Raw genomic sequence first — 21733 nt, forward strand, 5'->3', positions numbered from 1 at the left:
TGAGCACCCATGCGCGATTGAAAGGAAATCGTCATGAATATCGGTACCGTGAAGTGGTTCAACGCCACCAAGGGCTTCGGCTTCATTCAGCCTGACAACGGCGGAGCCGACGTGTTCGTCCACATCTCCGCGGTCGAGCGCGCTGGCATGGCCGGCCTCGCCGAGGGCCAGAAGCTGCAGTACGACATTGTCCGCGACAACAAGTCCGGCAAGAGCTCGGCTGGCAATCTTCAGGCTGCGTGACCTATTCGCGAACCGTCGACCACGGATGTACTGGCGGCGGCAGCGGATTGGGACGAAGACGACGAAAGGCTCCGCCCCCGCAAGGGCGGAGCTTTTTTGTTTCCGGCGGCGTCATTCATTGCCGCCGGAAAGTAATCGCGAAATCAACATTCGCGAAAGCTGCAAACTCGTGGTAGGATGGAGCATGACACCAACGACACCTCACCAGTCAAACCTCTCCACCGCCGACCGACGGCGCCAGCTTGAGGAATCGACGTCGCGGGCGATGGATCGCTATCGCGACGATTTCGAGGCCCAGCGCGCGAAGACCTCCCGGCTTCGCGCGGAGCGCGAGGCCCGAGACGCCGCCGATCCGGCGCCGCAGGCCCCGGCCGGAACCGCCTCACCCAAGCCCAAGCGTCGCCGCGCCTCCTGAGCGTGGCTGCGCGCCTGCGCCGGCGAAGGCCACCGACTCGGCGGAGAGCCGACTTGGCAGCGGAGAGCTGCCCTGGCGGGCAGTAACCACTTGGCGGCGCGGTGCCCATTTGGCTGCGATGCACCAACTTGGCAGCGCGGCCTGGATTTCCGCGACCGCACGCCCTAAATAGGGCAGCGGGTGTTGTTAGCCGTGTGGTGCGGTGAAGGCAGGTTTTTGCGCTGGTCGGGCCGCCGCGCAGGGACCATTGCGCATGAACGCTCGCCCCTTGAGCCGTGCCCGCCTTCGCGCCCGCCTTGTTTCCGAGCGCGCGTTTCACACCCTCCAGAAATTTCTCCATATCGAGGCCGTCAGCGGGATGGCGCTGCTTGCCGCCGCCCTGGTCGCCCTGGTGTGGGCCAATTCGCCCGCCGCCCAGAGCTACCATGATCTTTGGCATGCGCCGCTGAGCTTCGGCATCGGCCCGTTCGTCGTTTCCAAGTCGCTTCATTTCTGGATCAACGACGCACTGATGACCGTCTTCTTCCTCGTGGTGGGGATGGAGATCCGGCGCGAGATCCACGAGGGCGCGCTGGCCGATCCGCGTTCGGCCATGCTTCCCATCGCCGCCGCTCTCGGCGGCGTGGCTGTACCGGCGCTGATCTATCTCGCGCTCAACGGCGCCCCGGTACAGCGCGACGGCTGGGCCATACCCACCGCCACCGACATCGCCTTCGCGGTCGGCATCCTGGCGCTGCTCGGCAAGTCGGTGCCGATCAATCTGCGGATCTTCCTGCTGGCGCTTGCCATCATCGACGACATCGTCGCCATCCTCATCATCGCGCTGTTCTATTCCGGCGGACTGGACTATGCGGGCCTCGGCATCGCGGCGGCCGGGATCGTCCTGGTCCTCGCACTACAGGTCGCCGGTATCGGCAGCGCCTTCGCCTACGTGGTGCCGGGTGCGATCCTCTGGGTCGGACTGCTGAAGGCAGGCGCCCACCCCACGCTCGCCGGCGTGATGCTGGGCATGATGACGCCGGTGCTTGGGTTTTCCGGTCGTGAGCGCAGTCTGAGCATCGCGGAGGGGGCGGTCGACGCGATCAGGCGCGCCGCGAGCAGCAGCCCTGTGTCGGCCGAACGCATCTTCGCCGCGGCGCAGCGACTGCGAATCGCACAGCGCGAACTGGTCGCGCCGGTCACGCGGGTGCAGATGACGCTGCACCCTTGGGTCGCCTACATCGTCATGCCGCTGTTCGCCCTCGCCAATGCCGGCGTGAGCCTGGATGGCCTGGACCTCGGCCGCGCCGACGCCCAGCACGTGCTCGCCGGCGTGCTGTTGGCGCTGGTCGTCGGCAAGCCGGTCGGCGTCGTCCTCGCCACCTGGCTGATGGTGCGCTTCGGCGGCGGCAGCCTGCCGGCGGGCGTGTCGTGGACTGGCGTGCTGCTCGCGGGACTGCTCGCGGGCATCGGCTTCACCATGTCGATCTTCATCGGCACGCTTGCCTTCGCCGATCCCGTCCTGCTGGGCGCGGCGAAGCTCGGCGTGCTGCTGGCATCGGCGACCGCCGCCGCCGCCGGGCTCGCCTGGGGGACGGCCATGCTGAGGCGTGCGCCCGCAGGCGTGCCGGCCCGGAGGCCGGGAGCCTCGTGAGCGGCGCGCCGGCGCCCGGCTTCCAATTTGGCCGGGCGCCGGCAATCCATGGCGCGCCATCGCGGGAACAAAGCGCGGGCTTGAGCGTCCTTATGGTCGCAACACGCGGCCGGCGGGGGACACCATGCGCTTCACCATGAATTCGAACCTCGAATACGAGGTGAAGGCGCCCACCATCTTCATCCTGAATTTGGAGGCGGCGGCGCTGCCCCGCCAGCGCATCGTCGCCGAGAAGCTCACGCTGGAGCCGGCCAACCCCATCGACCGGTTCTCGGACGACGAGGGCGGCAGCCGCTTCTTCCGCGTCCTCGCCGAGCCGGGCCGTTTCGCGGTCGCCTACGAGGCGGAGGTCGAGGTGAACATGCTCGACCAGGCGCCGGAGCACATCCGCGAAGTGCCGGTGGGCGACCTGCCGCTCGATATCCTGCCCTATCTCCTGCCCAGCCGGTTCTGCCAGTCCGATCTGCTCGGACGGTTCGCCCGCCGCGAGTTCGGCGAGCTGGAGCCGGGCCATTCCCGCGTCACCGCAATCTGCAACTGGATCTACGAGCACGTGGACTATGTGCGCGGCTCCAGCGACTCACAAACCTCGGCCTACGACACGATGGTGCTGCGCGCCGGGGTGTGCCGCGACTTCGCCCATCTCGGCATCGCCTTCTGCCGCGCCCTCAACATCCCGGCCCGCTTCGCCTCGGGCTATGCGTGGAAGCTGGAGCCGCCCGATTTCCATGCCGTCTTCGAGGCCTATCTCGACGGCAACTGGTATCTGTTCGACGCCACGCGGCAGGCCGCTCTGCAAGGCCTGGTGCGGATCGGCGTCGGGCGCGACGCCTCGGACGCGGCCTTCGCCACCATCTATGGCGAGGCCGAGTTGAAGGGCATGTCGGTGGGCATCGAGGCCGCCCATCCGGTCGCCGACGACGAGCCGACCACCCGGGCGGTTGGGGTCGGATAGGCCCCCACCCGAGGAGCGGCGGCTACCAGGTGCTGCACAGCCGCATCCAGCGGCGGTGCTCGCGCGGCACGCGCCCCGCCTCGCAATCGCGGCGCGCGTCGCCGTCGAGCGCCATCATGCACGACTTGCCCTCGCGCAGATGCTGGCACCAGCCGCGGTCGGACGCATCGTTGAACGCCATGAAGCAGGACTTGCCCTCGACATAGGCCTGGCAGAAGCCGCGGTCCGGGCCGTCGAACGTCATGAAGCAGGACTTCTTCTTGGCGCAGATTTCCGGCAGCGGCTGGGCCTGGGCCGAAAAGCCCCCCAGCGCCGCGAGGACCACAAACAATCCGAATAAGCGTTTCATGTAACCCCCCAGTTCATGAGCGTATGGTCAGGGTGTCCGCGCCGTAGGGGGCGGACACGTCGGTTCGGCAATGGCGGTCGGAGACGGGCGGCGCTCGTCACGCCTGGTGGCGGATCTTCCCGTTCATCATGGTCAGCTCGACCTTCGCCTTGTGGATATCGCGCGGGTCGCCTTCCAGGATGTTGCGGTCGAGCACGATCAGGTCGGCGAGCTTGCCCACCTCCAGCGACCCCACCTTGTCGTCCATGCGGATCTGGTAGGCGGCGCCGAGCGTGTTGGCGTGGATCGCCTCGGCGACCGTCAGCCGCTCGTCGGCCGGCGCAAGCACGGCGGCGTCGGGCTTGCCGATGAGCTGGCGGGTGACGCCCACCTCGATGGAATCGAGCGGCTTGTAGGTGGAGAAATAGCCCGCCGCCGGCCAGTCGGTGCCGAACGAGACGCGCCCGCCCTGCCGCAGGATGGTCTTCGTGCGGTACATCCGGCTGGCCCGCGGCTCGCCCAGGCGCGCCGCCATGTTGATCATCGTGTCCGGATCGGACGACGACCAGTTGGCAGAGAACTGCGCCGTCACGTTCAGCTTGGCGAAGCGTGGATTGTCCACGTCCTCCACATAGACGAGATGGGCGATGGCGTTGCGCCGGTCGCGCCGGGGGTTGGTGGCGATCGCCTTCTCGATGGCGTCGAGAGCAACTCGCGCGGTGCGCTCGCCGCAGGCGTGAACGTGAACGTCGAAGCCCGCCGCATCCACCGCGCCGATGAGCTGGTGCCACTGTTCCTCGGTGAAGGGCGAAGCGCCGGTCGAGCTGGGCAAATCGGCATAGGGCTCGATCAGCCAGGCGGTGTAGCCGCCCTGCGAGCCGTCGCCGACGATCTTGACGATGTCCACATGCACCAGCTCGCTCGCCACCCGGCTGCGGACGTCCTTGAGCTTCTCGACCACGTCGTCGATCGGCAGGCTCTTCACCGAATAGGACGCCGATACCCGGAACGGCAGGACGTCACGCTTCTCCGCATCCACGTAGAGGTTGATGACGGCGCCCTGGTCTGAACCGATGGGCGGCACGCCGGCGTCGAAGATCGAGGTGATGCCGGCGGCGGCGGCCTTGGGCAGCCAGCCCTCCAGCAGCTTGCCGAGGTGGGCGGCGGTGATCGGCTCCACCGCGTTCACGAGGGCGAGAACGGCATTCACCTCCAGCACGTAGCCGGTGGGCTCGCCCTTCGCGTCGCGCGCATAATAGCTGAAGCGCGGGATGGGGTCGGGCGTGTCGCGGCTGACGCCGGCGATCTCAAGGGCCTTGGAATTCACCCACAAACTGTGGCCGTCGATGGCGAAGAAGAAGGCGGGTCGGTCGGGCAGGATGCGGTCGAGGTCGGCGCGGGTCGGCCCCTCCGGCGGGAACATGTCGACGCGCCAGCCGAAGCCGCGAATCGGTCCCGTGGGGTTCTCCTTCGCATACTGCTCGATGGCGGCGAGCGCGTCCTTCAGGGTCGGCAGCTGGAGATCGATGCCGGAGGTGAGGAACGCGCCGAGCAAAGGATGGGTGTGCCCTTCGACGAAGCCCGGCATGAGCAGGCGGCCCTTGAGGTCGACCACCTGCGTCTTCGGCCCGGCGAGCGCCATGGCGCCGGCCTCGTCACCCACATGGACGATGGTCTTGCCGCGCACCGCCACGGCCTTGGCCCAGGGCTGGGCGCCGGAGACGGTGTAGACAGAGCCGTTGCGGAACACGAAGTCCGCCGGTCCGCCGGTGGTGGCGCTCGATCGCGCATCCTGCGCCCGAACCTCGGTCGCGCGGAAGACGGGAGCGACGGCGGCGGCGGTCATGGCCATTCCGGCACCGAGAATCGACCGGCGGTTCAGGCCGGCGGCCCGGCCAAACGCCTCGAAATGAGGTGCCCACTCACACGCAACGCACATGCGCCTGCCCTCCCGATTGCGACGGCGGTGAGGTGGCGGGACGGCACCCGCCCACGACCCGCAAATCATCTGATTACCACTAGGGTACCTTATTTCGGCGAAGGAGGAATGACTTCGTTGCTCAAACGCCGCGGTCCGCGGCGGCGCAGGCCAGCTCAACGCCCAGCAAGGGTCGATGCTCAGCCGGGGCCGATTTGGCGGCCTTGCATGCGATTCGGTCCCGCCGCAACGCCCAAAGGGCCGGACGAGCGCCCGCGGCGCATCGCTACCGCCGCAATGTCGGGAATTGGATTAGAGATTTGGTGGAGCCAGGCGGAATCGAACCGCCGACCTCTTGAATGCCATTCAAGCGCTCTCCCAACTGAGCTATGGCCCCACCGGGCCTCGGGCTGCGCGCCGCGCCTTCGCGGAAACGATCGTTTCCTTGGGGCGAGATCGCGCCGGGATGTCCCGAGGCGGGGTTGCCGGGGCGTTGCGGCCCCGAGCGAGAGCGGCCTTTAAGCACAGGCCGCATCCGGTATCAAGCCTCTTCGTCGTCCTCGAGGCCCTCACCGATCAGATCGGAGACGTCGTCCCCATCATCTTCGTCTTCTTCAAGGAAGGTGTCGTCGTCACCGGCCTCGATGTCCTCGTCCGCGTCGTCGCCGGTGGCCGCGGCCGCACCGGCGGACGCCTCCTCGTCGGCTTCCTCCAGGCTGATGACCTCGGCCTCGGCCTCCTCGGTCTCGGGCTCCTCCGCAGCCGCGCGCGGCTCGGCCCGGCCGCCGCGAACGGCTGGCTCGAAATAGGAGCGCGGATAGGATTCCCCCGTGAACGGCGACACGATGGGGTCCTTGTTCAGGTCGTAAAACTTGCGCCCCGTGATCGGACAGGTGCGCTTGGTGCCGAGTTCAGGCTTCGCCACGGCAAAGTTCCTCGGTATGGCTGTAAAAACGAGGGTGCTCCATTGGCGCCTGCCACAAGGTCTGTCAAGGCCAATCGCAGGACAAGCCCCAAAGGCTGGCGGCGGCGGCGGGCCGCGCGGGCCGCGCGTGACGCCGCTCGGGGGCCTGTGTTAGACGGGCGGCCGATGTTGCCATGACGCCAACAGGCCTGCTTGAACGGGCCGGCGGACCCCACGGGAGGCCTTCCATGTCCACCGCTTCGTCCCCCGCTTCGCCCGCGTCCGCCGCCCATGGCGAAGGCGCTTCGGTTCCCGCGACCGCGCTGGCTTCGGGTCCGCTGAACGGCCGGGTCCGCGTGCCCGGCGACAAGTCGGTCTCGCACCGCGCGCTCATCTTCGGCCTGTTCGCCGAGGGCGTGACCGAGATCACCGGCCTGCTGGAAGGCGAGGACGTGCTGAACACCGCCAAGGCCTGCGCCGCTCTCGGCGCCAAGGTGGAGCGGCTCGGCGAGGGCCATTGGCGCGTGACCGGCGTCGGTTCGCGCGGGCTCAGCGAACCGGATGCGGTGCTGGACTTCGGCAATTCCGGCACCGGCGTGCGCCTGATGATGGGCGCCGTGGGCGGCCAGCCCGTCACCGCCACGTTCGACGGCGACGCGAGCCTGCGGCGCCGGCCCATGCGCCGGGTGCTCGATCCGCTGCGGGAGATGGGCGTCGCGGTGGTGGCGGAAGCCGAGGGCGGGCGCCTGCCGCTCACGCTCAAGGGCAGCGTCGCGCCCACCGCTTTGACCTACGAGACCCCGGTTCCGTCGGCGCAGGTCAAGTCGGCGGTGCTGCTCGCCGGCATCGGCGCGCCGGGCAACACCGTGGTGATCGAGCGCGAGGCGACCCGCGACCACACCGAGCGGATGCTGGCCCATTTCGGCGCCCATGTGAGCGTCGAGCCGCACGGCCCGCACGGGCGGCGCGTCACGCTGGAGGGCGGGGCGAAGCTGAAGGGCGCGCCGGTTGCAGTGCCGGCCGATCCCTCCTCCGCCGCCTTCCCGCTGGTGGCGGCGCTGCTGGTTCCAGGCTCCGAGGTGATCCTCACCGACGTGATGATGAACGCGTTCCGCACCGGCCTCATCGCCACGCTGAAGGAGATGGGCGCCGACATCGAGACCCTCGCCGAGCGCTCCGAGGGCGGCGAGAGCGTCGCCGACCTCCGGGTGCGGCATTCCCGGCTCAAGGGCGTCGAAGTCCCGGCCCACCGGGCGCCGTCCATGATCGACGAATATCCCGTGCTCGCGGTCGCCGCCGCCTTCGCCGAGGGCGAGACCATCATGCGCGGCCTCGCCGAGCTGCGCGTGAAGGAAAGCGACCGGCTCGCTGCGGTGGCGGACGGTCTCGCCGCGTGCGGGGTTTCCCACAGGATCGAGGGCGACGACCTGATTGTCACCGGCGGCGGCGTGCGCGGCGGCGGGCCGGTGAAGACCCACATGGATCATCGCATCGCCATGGCCTTCCTGGTCATGGGCCTCGCCGCGAAGGAAGGCGTGAGCGTCGATGACGTCTCGTTCATCGCCACGTCCTTCCCGAGCTTCCTGCCCATGATGCGCGGGCTCGGCGCGGAGATCCTCGCGTGATCGTCGCCATCGATGGGCCCGCCGCCTCCGGCAAGGGCACGCTCGCGCGGCGCATCGCCACGCATTACGGCCTGCCGCATCTCGATACCGGGCTGCTCTACCGGGCGGTGGCGGCGCGCTGCCTCGCCCTCGGCGGGCTCGACGACGTCGGCGCCTCGGAAGCCGCGGCGCGCACCCTCGACCTTTCGACCATCGATGCCGAGGCGCTGCGCTCCGCCGCCATGGGCGAGGCCGCCTCGGTGGTGGCGGCGCGGCCCGGCGTGCGCGCCGCTCTGCTCGACCTCCAGCATCGCTTCGCCGCGCAGGAGCGCGGCGCGGTGCTGGACGGGCGCGACATCGGCACCGTCATCTGTCCGCGGGCGGACGTGAAGCTGTTCGTGACCGCCTCGCCGGAAGTGCGGGCCCAGCGGCGCTTCCGGGAACTCGGCGCGCGCGGCGCCGCCGTGACGTTCGACGACGTGCTGGCGGACATCCGCAAGCGCGACGAGCGCGATTCGCAGCGTTCCGCCGCGCCATTGGTGATGGCCGACGACGCAGTGGCGCTCGACACCAGCAACCTCGGCATCGAGGAGGCCTTCGCCGCCGCTCTGGCGATCGTGATGGCGCGCACGGCACCGGGCGGCTGAAGCGGACCAAAGGCGCGCCAGGCGCCGGCCAAGGGCGGTCCAGGGCGCCATTTGACAAGCCGCCCCGGCCGGCCCTTAAGTGGCCGGGTCGATGGGTCCCGGACGCGAAGGCGCCGGGCGCAATAGGGAATGCGGTGGGGCGCCGTGCCGAAAGGCAGAGGTGCCGATGCCGCGGCTGCCCCCGCAACTGTAGGCGGTGAGCTTTCGTCAACGGCCACTGGGCGCGCAAGCGGCCGGGAAGGCGGCGGAAGCGCTGAGATCCGCGAGCCAGGAGACCTGCCCTCGACAAGGTCCGCGCCGGGCGGGGTGCCTCGGTTCTGCGTCCCTTCACGCCCGCTCGCGCAGGCGGCCTCGCACCCATGGAATCTGCCAGGTGGAGCGCGCCGCGCCGTCTTCCCCCGTGACCGACGAGACCGCCTCCGCGGCGCCCGCCCCCGCGGAGCGCCCGGCCGCGCCGGTGACGCTGTTCGTCTGCGTCACCTGCGGCGCCGAGGGCGACGGCAGGCCGGCCCGAGGCGAGGCGCTGCTGGCGGCTGCCCGTGCCGAGGGCGCCCGGGCTGCGGCGGCCATCGAGCCCGTGCGGTGCCTCGCCAATTGCAAGCGCGCGCTCTCGGCCGCGATCGTCCGCGCCGACGGCTGGACCTATGTGTTCGGCGACCTCGACGGCGCGAGCGCACCCGACCTCATCGAAGGCGCGCGCCTGCTCGCCGCGGCCGAAGACGGCCTCATGCCCTGGCGCGGCCGGCCCGAGCGCCTGAAGCGCGGCATGGTGGCGCGCATTCCGCCTCTCTTTCCCAGCAAGGACCGTCCATGACCGCGCCCTCCCTCGCCCGCGTGCCCTGCACCATCGTCACCGGCTTCCTCGGCTCGGGAAAGACGACCCTGATCCGCCACATGCTGGAGAATGCCGGCGGCCGGCGCCTCGCGGTGATCGTCAACGAGTTCGGCGACGTGGGCATCGACGGGGAGATCCTGAAGGGCTGCGGCGTCGAGGCCTGCGCGGAAGAGGACATCGTCGAGCTGGCCAACGGCTGCCTGTGCTGCACGGTCGCGGACGACTTCGTGCCGGCGCTGGACAAGATCCTCGCCCGCGCGCCCGACCACATCCTGATCGAGACCTCGGGCCTCGCGCTGCCGAAGCCTTTGGTTCAGGCCTTCCAGTGGCCGGCTGTGAAGAGCCGGGTGACGGTGGACGGCGTCGTGGCCGTGGTGGACGGCCCCGCGCTTGCCGAAGGGCGCGTCGCCAGCGATCACGACGCGCTCGACGCCCAGCGCGCCGCCGACGCGAGCCTCGACCACGAGGATCCGGTGGAGGAGGTGTTCGACGACCAGATCGCCTGCGCCGACCTCGTCGTCATCTCCAAGGGCGACCTGATCGACGGCGCCGCAGCCGAGGCCGCCGGCGCCCGCATCGCCGCCCATCTGCCGCGCGCCGTGAAGGTGATCACGGTCACGCAGGGCAAGGTCGATCCCGCCGCGCTGCTCGGCCTCGGCCTCGCCGTGGAGGACGAGATCGACGCCCGCCGCACCCACCACGACGACGAAGAGGACCACGACCACGACGATTTCGACAGCTTCGTCGTGCCGCTTCCCGAGATCGCCGACCCGGCCGATCTCGCCGGGCGGGTGGCGCGCGCCGCCGAGGCTGTCGACGTTCTTCGGGTGAAGGGCTTTGCGGCGGTGGCCGGCAAGCCCATGCGCCTCCTGGTGCAGGGCGTCGGCCCGCGCGTGTCGCACCATTTCGACCGGCCGTGGGGCGCGGGCGAGGCACGGCGCGGCGCGCTGGTGGTGATCGGCCTCAAGGGCTTCGACCGCACGGCGGTGGAGCAGGCGATCCTCGGCTGAGGCTGGAACGCGAGCGAAACCGCCATGCACCTCCTCTCCACCACGTCCGCGACACTGGAGGACCTCGCCGAGCCGGTGGACCTCGCCCAGGCACCCGCGGACATGGTGGCGCTCTCCTTCGCCGACAGCGACCTCCTCGCGCTCGCCGCAGCATGGCGGGCTGGTCGCGGCCGCCTGCCGAGCCTGCGCCTCGTGCGGCTGAAGGACCTCAGGCACCCCATGTCGGTGGATCTGTGGCTGGAGAAGGTCGCGGCCCACGCCAAGGTGATCGTGGTGCGCCAGCTGGGCGGGCTCGACTGGTGGCGCTACGGAGCAGAGCGCCTCGCGACGCTGGCGCGGGAGAAGGGCATCGCGCTGGCGCTGCTGCCGGGCGAGGACCAGGACGATGCCCGCCTCGCCGCGCTCTCGACGCTGCCGCCTATCGAGCTGGCGCGCTGGCTCGCTTATTTCCGCGCCGGCGGGCCGGACAATCTCTCCGGCCTCCTCGACTGCATGGCCTTCGCCGCTGGCGCCCAGGGGGAGACGCCGCCTGCCCCTCGGCCGGTTCCGCCCTCCGGCCTGCTCACGCGCGCGCCGGACGGCGCCTTCTCGCTCGCCGGCGCCGCCCTGGCGCCCGAGGGTCCGGCGGCGCTGCTGATCCTCTACCGCTCCATGTGGCTGGCCGGCGACGCCGCCCCGCTGGAGCGGCTCGCCGATGCGCTCGCCGCACGCGGCCTTGCGCCGGTGCCGCTGTTCGTGTCGAGCCTCAAGGCCGCCGGCTGCCGCGCGGCGGTGCGCGACGCCGTCGCCCGCTTCGATCCCGCATTGGTCATCACCGCCACCGCCTTCGCCGCCGGGGAGGCGGAAGGTCTGTTCGCGCCCGGCGGCCCGCCGGTGCTCCAGGCGGTGCCCGCCACCACGGCGCGCGCGGCGTGGGACGCGAGCCCGCGCGGCCTGTGCGCCGCCGACCTCGCCATGCACGTGGTGCTGCCGGAACTGGACGGGCGGGTGCTGGCCGGCGCCCTCTCCTTCAAGGATTTGGCGGCCGAGGACGCCGACCTCGGCTTCTCCGCCGCCGTGAACCGCCCGGAAGACGCGCTCATCGCGCAGGTGGCGGACCGCGCTTCGGCCTTCGCCCGCCTCGCGGCAACGCCGCGCGCCGAGCGGCGCCTGTGCGTGATCCTGCCCGACTATCCCGGCGCGCCCGGCCGCACCGGCTATGCGGTGGGCCTCGACGTGCCCGAGAGTGCCCGCCGGCTGCTTCACCTGCTCCAGGACGCCGGCTACGGCGTCGGCCCGGTGCCCGACGATGCCCGTGCGCTGCTGGAGGCGCTGAAGCCGGCGCCGGCGCTTGCCCACGCGGCCTATGCGGCGCACTTCGCCCGCCTGCCCGAGACGGCGCGCGATGCGGTGACAGCCGCGTGGAGCGCGCCGGAGGCGGATCGCGACCTTGAGGCCGGCGCCTTCCAGGTGCGCCACGCCACCTTCGGCAACGTCACCATCGCGCTCGCCCCGGACCGGGGAACGAGCCTCGACCGACGCGCGGACTATCACGACCCGGCGCTGCCGCCGCGCCATGCCCTCCTCGCCTTCGGCGCCTGGCTGCAGCAAGGGCTCGATGCCCACGCCGTGGTGCATCTCGGCGCGCACGGCACGCTCGAATGGCTGCCGGGCAAGGCGGTGGCGCTCACCCCGGCCTGCTTCCCGCAGATAGCCACCGCGGCGCTGCCGGTGGTCTATCCCTTCATCGTCTCCAACCCGGGAGAGGCGGCGCAGGCGAAGCGGCGGCTGGCCGCGCTCACCATCGGCCACCTGCCGCCGCCGCTCGCGGGCGCCGGGCTGACCGAGGCGGAGGCGCGGCTGGAGCGCCTGGTGGACGAATATGCCCAGGCGGACGGCCTCGACCGACGCCGCCGCGAGCGGCTCGCGTCGCTCATCGTGGCGACCGCGCGCGAGAGCGGGCTTGCCGCCACCGCAGGGATCGCGGGCGAGAGCGATCCGGACGAGGCGCTGCGCCGCATCGACGCCTGGCTGTGCGACCTGAAGGACCTCGCGGTGAAGGACGGCCTGCACGTCTTCGGGGCGGTGCCGGACGACGAACCGGACCCGCTGCGCCACGCCAGCGCCGCGGCGGAGCGTGCCGCGCTCATCGCCGCGCTCGACGGCCGCTTCGTCGCCGCCGGCCCGGCCGGCACGCCGGGGCGGGGACGCGCGGACGTCCTGCCCACCGGACGCAATCTCTTCACCGCCGATCCGCGCGCGGTGCCCACCCCCACCGCCTGCGACCTCGCGCGGCTCCAGGCGGACGAGATCGTGCGCGCCTTCCTCCAGGAACAGGGCGACTTCCCGCGCACTTTGGTGCTCGATCTGTGGGGCAGCGCGGCGCTGCGCACCGGTGGCGAGGAGATGGCGCAGGGCCTGTGGCTGATGGGCTGCCGCCCGCTGTGGGACGCCGCCACCGGACGCGTCACCGGCATCGAGGTGCTGCCGCCCGCCGCGCTCGGCCGGCCGCGCATCGACGTCACCTTCCGCATCTCCGGCCTGTTCCGCGACGTGTTCCCCGCCCAGCTGGCGCTGCTCGACGCCGCCGCGCGGGCGGTGGCGGCGCGCACGGAGGAGGAGGCCGCCGACAACCCGCTTGCCGCCGCGGTCGCGGCGGGGGGCGATGCGGCGCGCATCTTCGGCTCGGCGCCGGGCGCCTATGGCTCCGGCATCGAGGCGAGGCTCGCCCGCGGCGCGTTCGAGGACCGCGCCGATCTGGGCCGCGACTATCTCGCCGCCGCATCCCACGCATTCGGCGGCGCCGAGGGCACCGCGCGGCCGGCGCCCGGCGCCTTCGCGGACCGCATGGCGGAGGCGGACGGCCTGGTGCACGGCTGGGACGACGCCGCGCGCGATCTGCTGGACGGCGGCGCCGACGCCGCCTTCGTCGGCGGCTTCGCGGCGGCGGCCCATGCACTCGGCCGCAAGGCCCATCTGGTGATGCTCGACACCCGCGACCCCGCCCGCCCGCGCGGGCGCTCGCTCGGCGAGGCGCTCGCTCTGCTGGTCCATGGCCGCGTCTCCCCGGTCTTCATCGCCGGCCAGATGCGCCACGGCCCGCGCGGCGCGGCGGAGCTTGTGGAGACCGTCGACCGGCTGGTGGCCTTCGCCGAGACCACCGAGGCCGTGCCCTCCGCCCTGCTCGACCGGCTCCACGCGGCCTATCTCGGCGACGGCAACGTGCGCGCCTTCCTGCTCGACCAGAACCCCGAGGCGGCGCAGGCCATGGCAGCGCGCTTCGCGGACGCGCGCCGCCGCGGCCTGTGGCACCCGCGCCGCAACGACCTCGACGCCGACCTCGCCGCGCTCCGGGCGGAGGCGGCGCAATGACGGCCGCCCGCCCGATCCCCCCCGAGCGGCGCGGCGCCTGCCCGGCGCTGTCGCGCCCCATGGAGACCGGCGACGGCCTGCTGGTGCGCCTGGTGCCTGCCGAGGGCGCGCTCGCCCCGGAGCAGGTCAAGGGCCTGGCCGGCGCGGCGCGCGCCTTCGGCAATGGCCTGCTGGAGGTGAGCGCACGCGGCAGCCTGCAATTGCGCGGCCTCTCGGCCGAAACCATCGACGGCCTGAGAGCCGCCGTGAATGCGCTCGCCATCGCTCCGCGCGAGAGCGTGCCGCTCGACGTGTCCCCGCTCGCCGGTCTCGATCCGTCGGAGACCGCCGATGCGCGCCCGCTGGCCCGGCGCATCGCCGCCGGCATCGCGGCGCGCGGGCTTGCGGCGCGGCTCGGCCCCAAGGTTTCGGTGGTGCTGGATAGCGGCGGCGCGATCCCGCTCGATGCATTGAGCGCCGACGTGCGGCTCGTCGCCGTGCCCGGCACCGCGCACTGGGCCTTGGCGCTGGCGGGCGACGCCGCCACCGCGCGCCCGTTCGCGGTGCTGCCGGAGGCGGAAGCGGCGGAAGCGGTGCTCGATCTTCTCGGCCGCGTCGCCGACCTCGGCACCGGCGCGCGCATGGCGGACGTGCTGGCTGGGGATGCCAGCCTCTCCCCCACCGCAGGGGGGGAGGCGACGCCCGGACAGGAGAGGATGGCGCCCGGACGTGCCGTGCGGCCGATCGGCCGCCTTCCACTCTCGGACGGCACCGTCGCCCAGGGCATCGGCCTTCCCTTCGGCCAGATCGAGGCGGAGCCGCTCGCGGCGCTCGCTGACGCCGCCCGCCGCCTTGGCGCGCGCGACCTTCGCCCGGCGCCGGGACGGGCGCTTCTCGCCGTGGGGCTCTCACCCGAGGGCGCAGACGCCTTCGCCGCCGAGGCGGCGACGCTCGGCTTCATCACCGCGCCGGACGACCCGCGCCTGTCGGTCGCCGCCTGCCCCGGCGCGCCGGCCTGCCGCTCGGGCCTAGTGCCTGCGCGGGCGGCGGCGGGAGAGGTCGCGGCGGCGCTGGCGCCCATTCTCGACGGCTCGATCACGGTGCATCTTTCCGCCTGCGCCAAGGGCTGCGCGCATCCCGCGAAGGCCGCGCTGACCCTCGTGGGCATGGACGAAGGCATCGCCCTCGTGCGAGAGGGCACGGCGGGCGCGGCCATGCGGGCGGATTTCCCCCTCGCGGCGCTGCTGCCGCGGCTGGAAGCGTTGGTGCGCGCGGCGGCTGAGGGCCGCCGCGCCGGAGAAGACAGCCGCGCCGTGATGGCGCGGATTAGCCCGGCCGCCGCCGGGACGGAAAACAGGATGCCGGAAGAGACGATGGCGGAACGCAAGACATCGGGGCCCTTGGCATGAGCGGCGCTCCCACCGTGCCCGCCTATGAGCGCGACGGCGGCGCCATCTATGCGCGCTCCTTCGCCATCATCCGCGCCGAGGCGGATCTCTCCCGCTTCTCCGAGGACGAGGCCGACGTCGCGGTGCGCATGGTCCATGCCTGCGGGCTGGTGGAGGCGGCGCATTTCTTCCGCTTCGGTCCAGGCTTCGTTGCCGCCGCCCGCGCCGCGCTGAACGCCGGCGCGCCGATCCTGTGCGACGCGCAGATGGTGGTGCATGGCGTCACCCGTGCCCGCCTGCCGGCGGGAAACGAGGTGATCTGCACCCTGCGCGATCCTGCGGTGCCGGCACTTGCTGAAAAGCTCGGCACCACCCGCTCGGCGGCGGCGCTGGAATTGTGGCGCGACAGGCTGGACGGCGCCGTAGTCGCCATCGGCAATGCGCCCACCGCGCTGTTCCACCTTCTGGAGATGCTGGACAAGGGCGCACCGAAGCCGGCCGCCGTCCTCGGCATGCCGGTGGGCTTCGTGGGCGCCGCCGAATCGAAGGACGAACTGGCGCAGAACCCGCGCGGCGTGCCGTTCGCCATCGTCGCGGGGCGGCTGGGCGGCAGCGCCATCACCGCCGCCGCCCTCAACGCTTTGGCGCGGAGCGGCATATGAGGGGCCATCTCACCGGCGTGGGCGTCGGCCCCGGCGATCCCGAGCTCATCACGCTGAAGGCGGTGCGCGCGCTCGCCGAGGCGGACGTGGTGGCCTATTTCGCCAAGGCCGGCAACGTCAGCCACGCCCGCACCATCGCCGCCGCGCACATATCCGAGGGCACGGCGGAACTGCCGCTGCTCTATCCCGTCACCACCGAGATCCACCGCCACGACGCCGCATACCGGGCCGCCATCAGCGCGTTCTACGACGTCTCGGCGGCGGCGGTGGCCGAGCATCTCTTGGCCGGGCGGCGGGTGGCGGTGCTGAGCGAGGGCGATCCCCTGTTCTACGGCTCCTACATGCACCTGCATGTGCGCCTCGCGCCGCGCTTTCCCTCAACCGTCATCGCCGGGGTCACCGGCATGTCCGGCTGCTGGTCGCAGGCCGGGACGCCCATCGCCCAGGGCGACGACGTGCTGATGGTAGTGCCCGGCACGCTCGACGAAGCGGAGCTGACGCGCCGCTTCCGCGAGGCGGATGCCTGCGTGGTCATGAAGGTCGGCCGCAACCTGCCGAAGATCCGCCGCGCGCTCGCCGCCGCCGGGCGGCTGGAGAAGGCGCTCTATGTGGAGCGCGGCACCATGTCCGGCTGCGCGCTGGTGCCGCTCGCGACGCGCGAGGAGACAAAGGCGCCCTATTTCTCCATCGTGCTGGTGCCGGGCTGGGAGCAGGCGGCGTGAGCGGGCGCCTCACCGTGGTGGGCCTCGGCCCCGGCGCCGCCGGGCAGATGACGCCTGAGGCGCAGGCGGCGGTGGCGCAAGCGGATGCGCTGTTCGGCTACGCCCCCTATCTCGCCCGGCTGCCGGAGCGCGCCGGCCAGAGCCGCCACGCCTCGGACAACCGCGAGGAGCTCCAGCGCGCGGGCGCTGCGCTCGACGCGGCGGCGGCGGGGGCGAAGGTGGCGATGGTCTCGGGCGGCGACCCCGGCGTGTTCGCCATGGCGGCGGCGGTGTGCGAGGCGATCGAGACCGGGCCGCCCCGCTGGCGCACGCTCGACGTGGCCGTGGTGCCGGGCGTGACCGCCATGCTGGCGGTGGCCGCGCGCGCCGGGGCCCCGCTCGGCCACGATTTCTGCGCCATCTCGCTCTCCGACAATCTGAAGCCCTGGGACCTGGTGGAGAAGCGCCTCAAGCTCGCCGCCGAGGCGGGCTTCGTCATCGCGCTCTACAATCCCGTCAGCCGGGCGCGGCCGTGGCAGCTCGGGCGCGCCTTCGACCTCCTGCGGGCGGCGCTGCCGGAAACCGTGCCGGTGGTGTTCGGCCGCGCCGCCGGGCGGGCGGACGAGGCGATCGCCGTTGTGCCGCTCGCCGAGGCGCGCGCGGAGCTCGCCGACATGGCCACCTGCATCATCGTCGGCTCGGCGGAGAGCCGGGTGGTGCATCGCGACGGCCTGCCGCCGCTGGTCTACGCCCCGCGTTCGGCGGGGCCGGCGCGGTGAGCGAGCGTCGCCATCAGCCAGGCCTCGGCGGCGCCGATGTCATCCACCGCAGGCCCGTCCGGCATGAGCGGGCGGGCGATCAGGATCACCCCGATTCCCAGCGCGCGCGCCGCGGCGATCTTGCCGTAGGTGGCCGCGCCGCCGCTGTTCTTGGCGACGATGGCGTCGATGCCGTGGGCGGCGAGCAGCGCCCGGTCGCCCTCTTGCGTGAACGGGCCGCGGCCGAGCACGTAGCGCGCATCCGGAACCGCGAGCGGCGGCGCGATGGGATCGACGCTTCGCACCACATAGGAATGCTGCGGCGCCGCCTCCGCCGCGCGCACCTCGTTGCGCCCCAGCGCGAGGAACACGCGGCGCGGCGCGGCTCCCAAGGCGGCGATGGCGGCGGGAACGTCCACCGCCTCGCGCCAGCGGTCGCCCTCCCGTCGCTCCCACGGCGGGCGCCGCAGCGCCAGCAGCGGCACGCCGGCGGCGGCGCAGGCCTCGGCCGCATTGGCGGAGATGCGGGCGGCGTAGGGATGGGTGGCGTCGATCACCGCCGCGATGCCTTCCGCCTTGAGATAATCCGCGAGCCCGGTCGCCCCGCCAAACCCGCCCACGCGCACCGGCACGGGCTGCGGCGCCGGCGCGAGGGTGCGCCCGGCGAGCGAAAGCGTCACGCGCAGGCCCGGCCGGCCGGCAAGGCGCCCTGCGAGTGCGCGCGCCTCGCCCGTGCCGCCCAGAAGGAGCACATGCGCCATGGCTAGGTCGCCGAAATCACCCACCGCATCCGCATCGTCCAAGGCGCCGAGGTCTCCGAAGGCCGCATCCAAGGGGGCGCAACCTGCCGCAGATGGGCGCTGGCTGTCCATCGTCGGCATCGGCGAGGACGGACCGGACGGGCTCTCGCCGGCAGCGCGGGCTCAGATCGAAGGCGCGCAGATCGTGTTCGGCGGCGCGCGCCACCTTGCGCTGGCGCAGGCGCTCATCCGCGGCGAGGCTCACGCATGGCCGAGCCCGTTCGCGATCGATCCGGTGCTCGCCGCCCGCGGGCGCGCCGTGTGCGTGCTGGCCTCGGGCGACCCCATGCTCCACGGCGTCGGCGCGGTGCTGGCGCGCCACGTTCCGGCGGACGAGATGCGGGTGGTCCCCGGCCCCTCCGCCTTCGCGCTCGCCGCCGCGCGGCTCGGCTGGCCGCTCCAGGAGACGGCGCAGGTCTCGCTGCACGGTCGTGAGATCGGCCGGCTGCGGCCTTTTCTCCAGCCCGGGGCGCGCATCCTTGCCCTGACGTCGGACGAGCACGGCCCCGCAGCGGTCGCGCGCCTGCTTGCCGAATACGGCTGCGGCGCCTCGCGCCTCACGGTGCTGGAGGCGCTGGGCGGGCCGCGCGAGCGCATCCGGGCGGCACGGGCGGATGGCTTCGACCTCGTCGGCATCCAGCCGCTGAACCTCGTCGCCATCGAGATCGAGATGGCGGAGGGCGCACCGGTTCTCACCCTTGCCAACGGCCTTCCCGACGAGCTGTTCGAGCATGACGGGCAGATCACCAAGCGCGAGATCAGGGCGCTGACCCTCTCCGCCCTCGCCCCGCGCCGGGGCGAACTGCTGTGGGACATCGGCGGCGGATCGGGCTCGGTCTCCATCGAGTGGCTGCTCAGCGATCCCTCGCTGTCCGCCATCGCCATCGAGAAGGACGCCACCCGCGCCGCCCGCATGGCGCGCAATGCCGAGCGGCTCGGCGTGCCGCACCTCCAGATTGTCGAGGGTGCGGCACCCAAGGCCCTTGCGGGCCTGCCCCCGCCCGATGTCATCTTCGTCGGCGGCGGCGCCAGCCGGACGCGGTTGCTGGACACCGCTTTGGAGGCGCTGAAGCCCGGCGGGCGGCTGGTGGCCAACGCGGTGACGCTGCAGACCGAGGCGCTGCTGCTCGCCGCCCATGCGCGGCTGGGCGGCGATCTCGTGCGGATCGCGCTGTCGCGCGCGGCGCCGGTGCAGGGGCTCACCGGCTGGCGCTCGGCCATGCCGGTGACCCAGTGGCGGCATGTAAAGGCGAAGGCCTGAAAGCGCCGGCGTCAAGGCGAAGGGTTGAGGAAGGAAGATGATCGTCGCCGGCATCGGCTCGAAGCGGGGCGTATCGCAGGACGAGGTGCTCGCCGCCCTCGACGCGGCGCTGGCGCGCGCCGATCTGGCTCGCGCGGACGTCAGCCTCATCGCCGCCCCCGCCGTGAAGGGCGGAGAGGCCGGGATCAGCGAGGCGGCGGCAGCGCTCGGGCTGCCGCTGGTCCTGGTGCCGCAGACCCAGCTTGAGGCCGCCTCGAACCGCACCAAGACCCGTTCCGAGCGGGTGGTCGCGCTGCTGCGCGTGCCGTCGGCGGCGGAGACAGCGGCGCTGGCGGCGGGCGGCGCGCAGGCGCAGCTGCTCGGCCCGCGCCTCGCGCTCGGCCCCGTGACCTGCGCCCTGGTGCGGCGCGACGCGTCATGACCGTCCATTTCATCGGCGCCGGTCCCGGCGCGGCCGACCTCATCACGGTGCGCGGACGCGATCTCATCGCCCGCTGTCCGGTGTGCCTCCATGCCGGCTCCACCGTGGCGCCGGAGCTGCTCTCCTGGTGCCCGCCGGGAGCGCGCATCGTCGACACCGCCCCGCTCGACCTCGACCGGATCGAGGCGGAGTTCATGCGCGCCCATGATGCGGGCGAGGACGTGGCGCGGCTGCACTCGGGCGACCTGTCGCTCTACAGCGCGGTCGCCGAGCAGGTGCGCCGCCTGGAGCGACGCGGCATTCCCTATACGCTCACCCCCGGCGTGCCGGCCTTCGCCGCGGCGGCGGCATTGGTCGGGCGCGAGCTGACCGTGCCCGAGGTGGCGCAGAGCGTGGTGCTGACCCGCGTCTCCGGCCGTGCTTCCGCCATGCCGGAGGGGGAAAGGCTGGAAGCCTTCGCCGCCACCGGCGCGACGCTCGCCATCCACCTCGCGGTGCATGTGCTGGGCGCGGTGGTGGAAGCGCTGACGCCGCATTACGGGGCCGACTGCCCGGTGGCGGTGGTGGAGCGCGCCACCTGGCCGCAGGAGCGGGTGGTCACGGGCACCCTTGCCGACATCGAGGGCAAGCTCGCCGCCGAGCCCATGACGCGCACGGCGCTGATCCTGGTGGGCCGCGCGCTCGCGGCCGGCGATTTCCGCGAGAGCGCGCTCTACGACCGCGACTATGTGCGCCGCTTCCGGGGAGGCGGCGCGTGAGCCGGGGCGAAGGGCGCGCGGCCCCGGAGCGCGCCGTCGCGATCGAACACGACGATCTCCAGCAGCACGTCGCCGCGCCGGAGCGCGCCCGCCGCGGTCTCCCAGGCGCCGCGCGCCACCGCGTCGCCGAGCGCGATGCCGGCCTCCGCCGCGATGGCGAAGGCATGGGCCACGGTGTTGGCCTGTGCGATCGCGGCCGCCACCTCCTCGCTCGCGCCCGCCCCGCGCGCAAGCTCGGCGAGGGCGGGAAGGTCGGCGTTGCCGCGCTTGGAATGGAGGTCGAGGCGGCCCTGCGCCAGCTTCGTCATCTTGGCGACGCCGCCCGCCACCGTGACCTTCCCGACCGGGTGGGCGGCGAGATATTTCAGCATGCCGCCGGCGAAGTCGCCCATGTCGATCAGCGCCACCTCGGGCAAACCGTGCAGCGCCTGGACCGCAGCCTCGGAGGCGGAGCCGGTGGCGCCGGCCACATGGCCGATCTCCATGGCCCGGGCCACGTCGATGCCGCGATGGATGGAGTGGATCCAGGCCGAGCAGGAGAATGGGATCACCACCCCCGTGGTGCCCAGCACCGAGAGCCCGCCGAGGATGCCGAGGCGCGGGTTGAGCGTCTTCAGCGCCAATGCCGCGCCGTCGGCGATGGAGATCTCCACGTGGGCGTCGGGCGCGAGGCCGTGCGCCGCGGCCACCTCGGCGATCCCTTCGGCGATCATGCGGCGCGGCACGGGGTTGATGGCCGGCTCGCCCGGCGGCAAGGGCAGGCCCGGCCTCGTGATGGTGCCGACCCCCGGCCCCGCGGCGAAGGTGACGCCCGCGCCCGGCGCGCCGCGGCGCACGGTGGCGAGCACCAGCGCGCCGTGGGTCACGTCCGGGTCGTCGCCGGCGTCCTTGACGATGCCGGCGGTGGCGCTCTCCTCCCCCAGGTCCTGCCGCGCCAGCGCGAAGGCGGGGCGCTGGCCGCCGGGGAGCCTCACCTCCACAGGATCGGGGAAGGCGCCCGTCGCCAGGGCCGCGAACGCCGCCTTGGCGGCGCCGGCGGCGCAGGTGCCGGTGGTCCAGCCGCGCCGCAGATGCGGGCCGCCGGGTTCCGGATCGGACGGGCCATCGGTTTCGGGCGCAACGCTCATGGCCTGAGTGATAGGCCCGAAGGCCGCGCCTTTGA

21 protein-coding genes, 1 tRNA gene and 1 riboswitch are annotated in these 21733 nt (G+C 72.6%); of the genes, 16 read left to right on the forward strand and 6 right to left on the reverse strand.

Annotated elements, in window-relative coordinates:
• Window positions 1–33 precede the first annotated feature (33 nt).
• The 4 genes from D9R14_RS00335 (at window position 34) to D9R14_RS00350 (ending at window position 3246) form a co-directional block, all read left to right on the forward strand.
• Entirely contained in the window at window positions 34–243 is a 210-nt protein-coding gene (locus D9R14_RS00335) for a cold-shock protein (RefSeq protein WP_121621313.1), read from the forward strand.
• Window positions 244–508: 265 nt separating this feature from the next.
• Window positions 509–658 (forward strand): hypothetical protein, encoded by a 150-nt coding sequence (locus tag D9R14_RS00340; protein ID WP_170168427.1) that lies wholly within the window; start codon window positions 509–511, stop codon window positions 656–658.
• A gap of 253 nt (window positions 659–911) precedes the next feature.
• Complete coding sequence (gene nhaA, locus D9R14_RS00345; RefSeq protein WP_121621314.1) at window positions 912–2291, forward strand: Na+/H+ antiporter NhaA; 1380 nt, start codon at window positions 912–914, stop codon at window positions 2289–2291.
• Between the two features lie 124 nt (window positions 2292–2415).
• Complete coding sequence (locus D9R14_RS00350; RefSeq protein ID WP_121621315.1) at window positions 2416–3246, forward strand: transglutaminase-like domain-containing protein; 831 nt, start codon at window positions 2416–2418, stop codon at window positions 3244–3246.
• Window positions 3247–3268: 22 nt separating this feature from the next.
• Here D9R14_RS00350 and D9R14_RS00355 read toward each other — a convergent pair whose 3' ends face one another.
• The 4 genes from D9R14_RS00355 to D9R14_RS00370 form a co-directional block, all read right to left on the reverse strand.
• Entirely contained in the window at window positions 3269–3595 is a 327-nt protein-coding gene (locus D9R14_RS00355) for a hypothetical protein (protein WP_121621316.1), read from the reverse strand.
• Window positions 3596–3692: 97 nt separating this feature from the next.
• Window positions 3693–5420 (reverse strand): amidohydrolase, encoded by a 1728-nt coding sequence (locus tag D9R14_RS00360; protein ID WP_245420445.1) that lies wholly within the window; start codon window positions 5418–5420, stop codon window positions 3693–3695.
• Between the two features lie 393 nt (window positions 5421–5813).
• A tRNA-Ala gene (locus D9R14_RS00365) sits at window positions 5814–5889 on the reverse strand.
• Between the two features lie 144 nt (window positions 5890–6033).
• A complete protein-coding gene (locus D9R14_RS00370) occupies window positions 6034–6417 on the reverse strand; it encodes a TIGR02300 family protein (RefSeq protein ID WP_121621318.1) in 384 nt (127 codons plus the stop codon).
• A 227-nt stretch (window positions 6418–6644) separates the two neighbouring features.
• Here D9R14_RS00370 and aroA point away from each other — a divergent pair, with 227 nt between their 5' ends.
• From aroA to D9R14_RS00415, 9 genes are all read left to right on the forward strand, one after another.
• Entirely contained in the window at window positions 6645–8021 is a 1377-nt protein-coding gene (aroA, locus tag D9R14_RS00375) for a 3-phosphoshikimate 1-carboxyvinyltransferase (protein ID WP_121621319.1), read from the forward strand.
• On the forward strand, window positions 8018–8647 hold the full coding sequence (locus D9R14_RS00380) for a (d)CMP kinase (RefSeq protein ID WP_121621320.1): 630 nt from the start codon (window positions 8018–8020) through the stop codon (window positions 8645–8647). Before aroA ends, D9R14_RS00380 begins: the two co-directional genes overlap by 4 nt.
• 75 nt (window positions 8648–8722) lie before the next feature.
• A riboswitch (cobalamin riboswitch) is annotated at window positions 8723–8945 on the forward strand.
• A gap of 75 nt (window positions 8946–9020) precedes the next feature.
• Window positions 9021–9461: a DUF1636 family protein gene (locus D9R14_RS00385; protein ID WP_245420447.1), complete on the forward strand. Its 441-nt coding sequence runs from the start codon at window positions 9021–9023 to the stop codon at window positions 9459–9461.
• A complete protein-coding gene (gene cobW / locus D9R14_RS00390) occupies window positions 9458–10492 on the forward strand; it encodes a cobalamin biosynthesis protein CobW (RefSeq protein WP_121621321.1) in 1035 nt (344 codons plus the stop codon). The genes D9R14_RS00385 and cobW overlap by 4 nt, the downstream gene beginning before the upstream one ends.
• A 24-nt stretch (window positions 10493–10516) precedes the next feature.
• Entirely contained in the window at window positions 10517–13843 is a 3327-nt protein-coding gene (cobN, locus tag D9R14_RS00395) for a cobaltochelatase subunit CobN (RefSeq protein WP_121621322.1), read from the forward strand.
• Window positions 13840–15231: a precorrin-3B synthase gene (cobG, locus tag D9R14_RS00400; protein WP_121621323.1), complete on the forward strand. Its 1392-nt coding sequence runs from the start codon at window positions 13840–13842 to the stop codon at window positions 15229–15231. The genes cobN and cobG overlap by 4 nt, the downstream gene beginning before the upstream one ends.
• The gene (locus D9R14_RS00405) at window positions 15228–15872 is read left to right on the forward strand and encodes a precorrin-8X methylmutase (protein ID WP_170168428.1); all 645 of its coding nucleotides are present in this window, start codon (window positions 15228–15230) and stop codon (window positions 15870–15872) included. The genes cobG and D9R14_RS00405 overlap by 4 nt, the downstream gene beginning before the upstream one ends.
• A complete protein-coding gene (locus D9R14_RS00410) occupies window positions 15869–16594 on the forward strand; it encodes a precorrin-2 C(20)-methyltransferase (protein WP_121621324.1) in 726 nt (241 codons plus the stop codon). Before D9R14_RS00405 ends, D9R14_RS00410 begins: the two co-directional genes overlap by 4 nt.
• On the forward strand, window positions 16591–17352 hold the full coding sequence (locus tag D9R14_RS00415) for a precorrin-3B C(17)-methyltransferase (RefSeq protein WP_121621325.1): 762 nt from the start codon (window positions 16591–16593) through the stop codon (window positions 17350–17352). Before D9R14_RS00410 ends, D9R14_RS00415 begins: the two co-directional genes overlap by 4 nt.
• Here D9R14_RS00415 and D9R14_RS00420 read toward each other — a convergent pair.
• A complete protein-coding gene (locus D9R14_RS00420) occupies window positions 17319–18092 on the reverse strand; it encodes a cobalt-precorrin-6A reductase (protein WP_121621326.1) in 774 nt (257 codons plus the stop codon). The two genes, D9R14_RS00415 and D9R14_RS00420, sit on opposite strands and share 34 nt — an antisense overlap.
• On the opposite strand from D9R14_RS00420, the gene cbiE reads away from it, so the two are divergent.
• Genes cbiE through cobM form a run of 3 tightly spaced genes read left to right on the forward strand, consistent with a single transcriptional unit; the run spans window position 18091 to window position 20571 of the window.
• A complete protein-coding gene (gene cbiE / locus D9R14_RS00425; protein WP_121621327.1) occupies window positions 18091–19392 on the forward strand; it encodes a precorrin-6y C5,15-methyltransferase (decarboxylating) subunit CbiE in 1302 nt (433 codons plus the stop codon). The two genes, D9R14_RS00420 and cbiE, sit on opposite strands and share 2 nt — an antisense overlap.
• 37 nt (window positions 19393–19429) lie before the next feature.
• On the forward strand, window positions 19430–19813 hold the full coding sequence (locus D9R14_RS00430; RefSeq protein ID WP_121621328.1) for a cobalamin biosynthesis protein: 384 nt from the start codon (window positions 19430–19432) through the stop codon (window positions 19811–19813).
• Complete coding sequence (gene cobM / locus D9R14_RS00435) at window positions 19810–20571, forward strand: precorrin-4 C(11)-methyltransferase (protein WP_121621329.1); 762 nt, start codon at window positions 19810–19812, stop codon at window positions 20569–20571. Before D9R14_RS00430 ends, cobM begins: the two co-directional genes overlap by 4 nt.
• Here the strand turns inward: cobM and D9R14_RS00440 are convergent.
• Complete coding sequence (locus D9R14_RS00440) at window positions 20538–21698, reverse strand: cobalt-precorrin-5B (C(1))-methyltransferase (protein WP_121621330.1); 1161 nt, start codon at window positions 21696–21698, stop codon at window positions 20538–20540. The two genes, cobM and D9R14_RS00440, sit on opposite strands and share 34 nt — an antisense overlap.
• Window positions 21699–21733 lie beyond the last annotated feature (35 nt).

The sequence above is a fragment of the Xanthobacter tagetidis genome (genome assembly GCF_003667445.1).
Taxonomy (GTDB): domain Bacteria; phylum Pseudomonadota; class Alphaproteobacteria; order Rhizobiales; family Xanthobacteraceae; genus Xanthobacter; species Xanthobacter tagetidis.

Excerpts from the sequence above, each read along its gene's own strand:
- D9R14_RS00335 (WP_121621313.1), top strand. The coding sequence starts at position 34 with ATGAATATCGGTACCGTGAAGTGGTTCAACGCCACCAAGGGCTTCGGC.
- D9R14_RS00440 (WP_121621330.1), bottom strand. The coding sequence starts at position 21,698 with ATGAGCGTTGCGCCCGAAACCGATGGCCCGTCCGATCCGGAACCCGGC.
- cobW (WP_121621321.1), top strand. The coding sequence starts at position 9,458 with ATGACCGCGCCCTCCCTCGCCCGCGTGCCCTGCACCATCGTCACCGGC.
- D9R14_RS00355 (WP_121621316.1), bottom strand. The coding sequence starts at position 3,595 with ATGAAACGCTTATTCGGATTGTTTGTGGTCCTCGCGGCGCTGGGGGGC.
- cobM (WP_121621329.1), top strand. The coding sequence starts at position 19,810 with ATGACCGTCCATTTCATCGGCGCCGGTCCCGGCGCGGCCGACCTCATC.
- cobN (WP_121621322.1), top strand. The coding sequence starts at position 10,517 with ATGCACCTCCTCTCCACCACGTCCGCGACACTGGAGGACCTCGCCGAG.
- D9R14_RS00410 (WP_121621324.1), top strand. The coding sequence starts at position 15,869 with ATGAGGGGCCATCTCACCGGCGTGGGCGTCGGCCCCGGCGATCCCGAG.
- aroA (WP_121621319.1), top strand. The coding sequence starts at position 6,645 with ATGTCCACCGCTTCGTCCCCCGCTTCGCCCGCGTCCGCCGCCCATGGC.
- D9R14_RS00340 (WP_170168427.1), top strand. The coding sequence starts at position 509 with ATGGATCGCTATCGCGACGATTTCGAGGCCCAGCGCGCGAAGACCTCC.
- D9R14_RS00430 (WP_121621328.1), top strand. The coding sequence starts at position 19,430 with ATGATCGTCGCCGGCATCGGCTCGAAGCGGGGCGTATCGCAGGACGAG.
- cobG (WP_121621323.1), top strand. The coding sequence starts at position 13,840 with ATGACGGCCGCCCGCCCGATCCCCCCCGAGCGGCGCGGCGCCTGCCCG.
- D9R14_RS00405 (WP_170168428.1), top strand. The coding sequence starts at position 15,228 with ATGAGCGGCGCTCCCACCGTGCCCGCCTATGAGCGCGACGGCGGCGCC.
- nhaA (WP_121621314.1), top strand. The coding sequence starts at position 912 with ATGAACGCTCGCCCCTTGAGCCGTGCCCGCCTTCGCGCCCGCCTTGTT.
- D9R14_RS00420 (WP_121621326.1), bottom strand. The coding sequence starts at position 18,092 with ATGGCGCATGTGCTCCTTCTGGGCGGCACGGGCGAGGCGCGCGCACTC.
- cbiE (WP_121621327.1), top strand. The coding sequence starts at position 18,091 with ATGGCTAGGTCGCCGAAATCACCCACCGCATCCGCATCGTCCAAGGCG.
- D9R14_RS00360 (WP_245420445.1), bottom strand. The coding sequence starts at position 5,420 with ATGACCGCCGCCGCCGTCGCTCCCGTCTTCCGCGCGACCGAGGTTCGG.
- D9R14_RS00350 (WP_121621315.1), top strand. The coding sequence starts at position 2,416 with ATGCGCTTCACCATGAATTCGAACCTCGAATACGAGGTGAAGGCGCCC.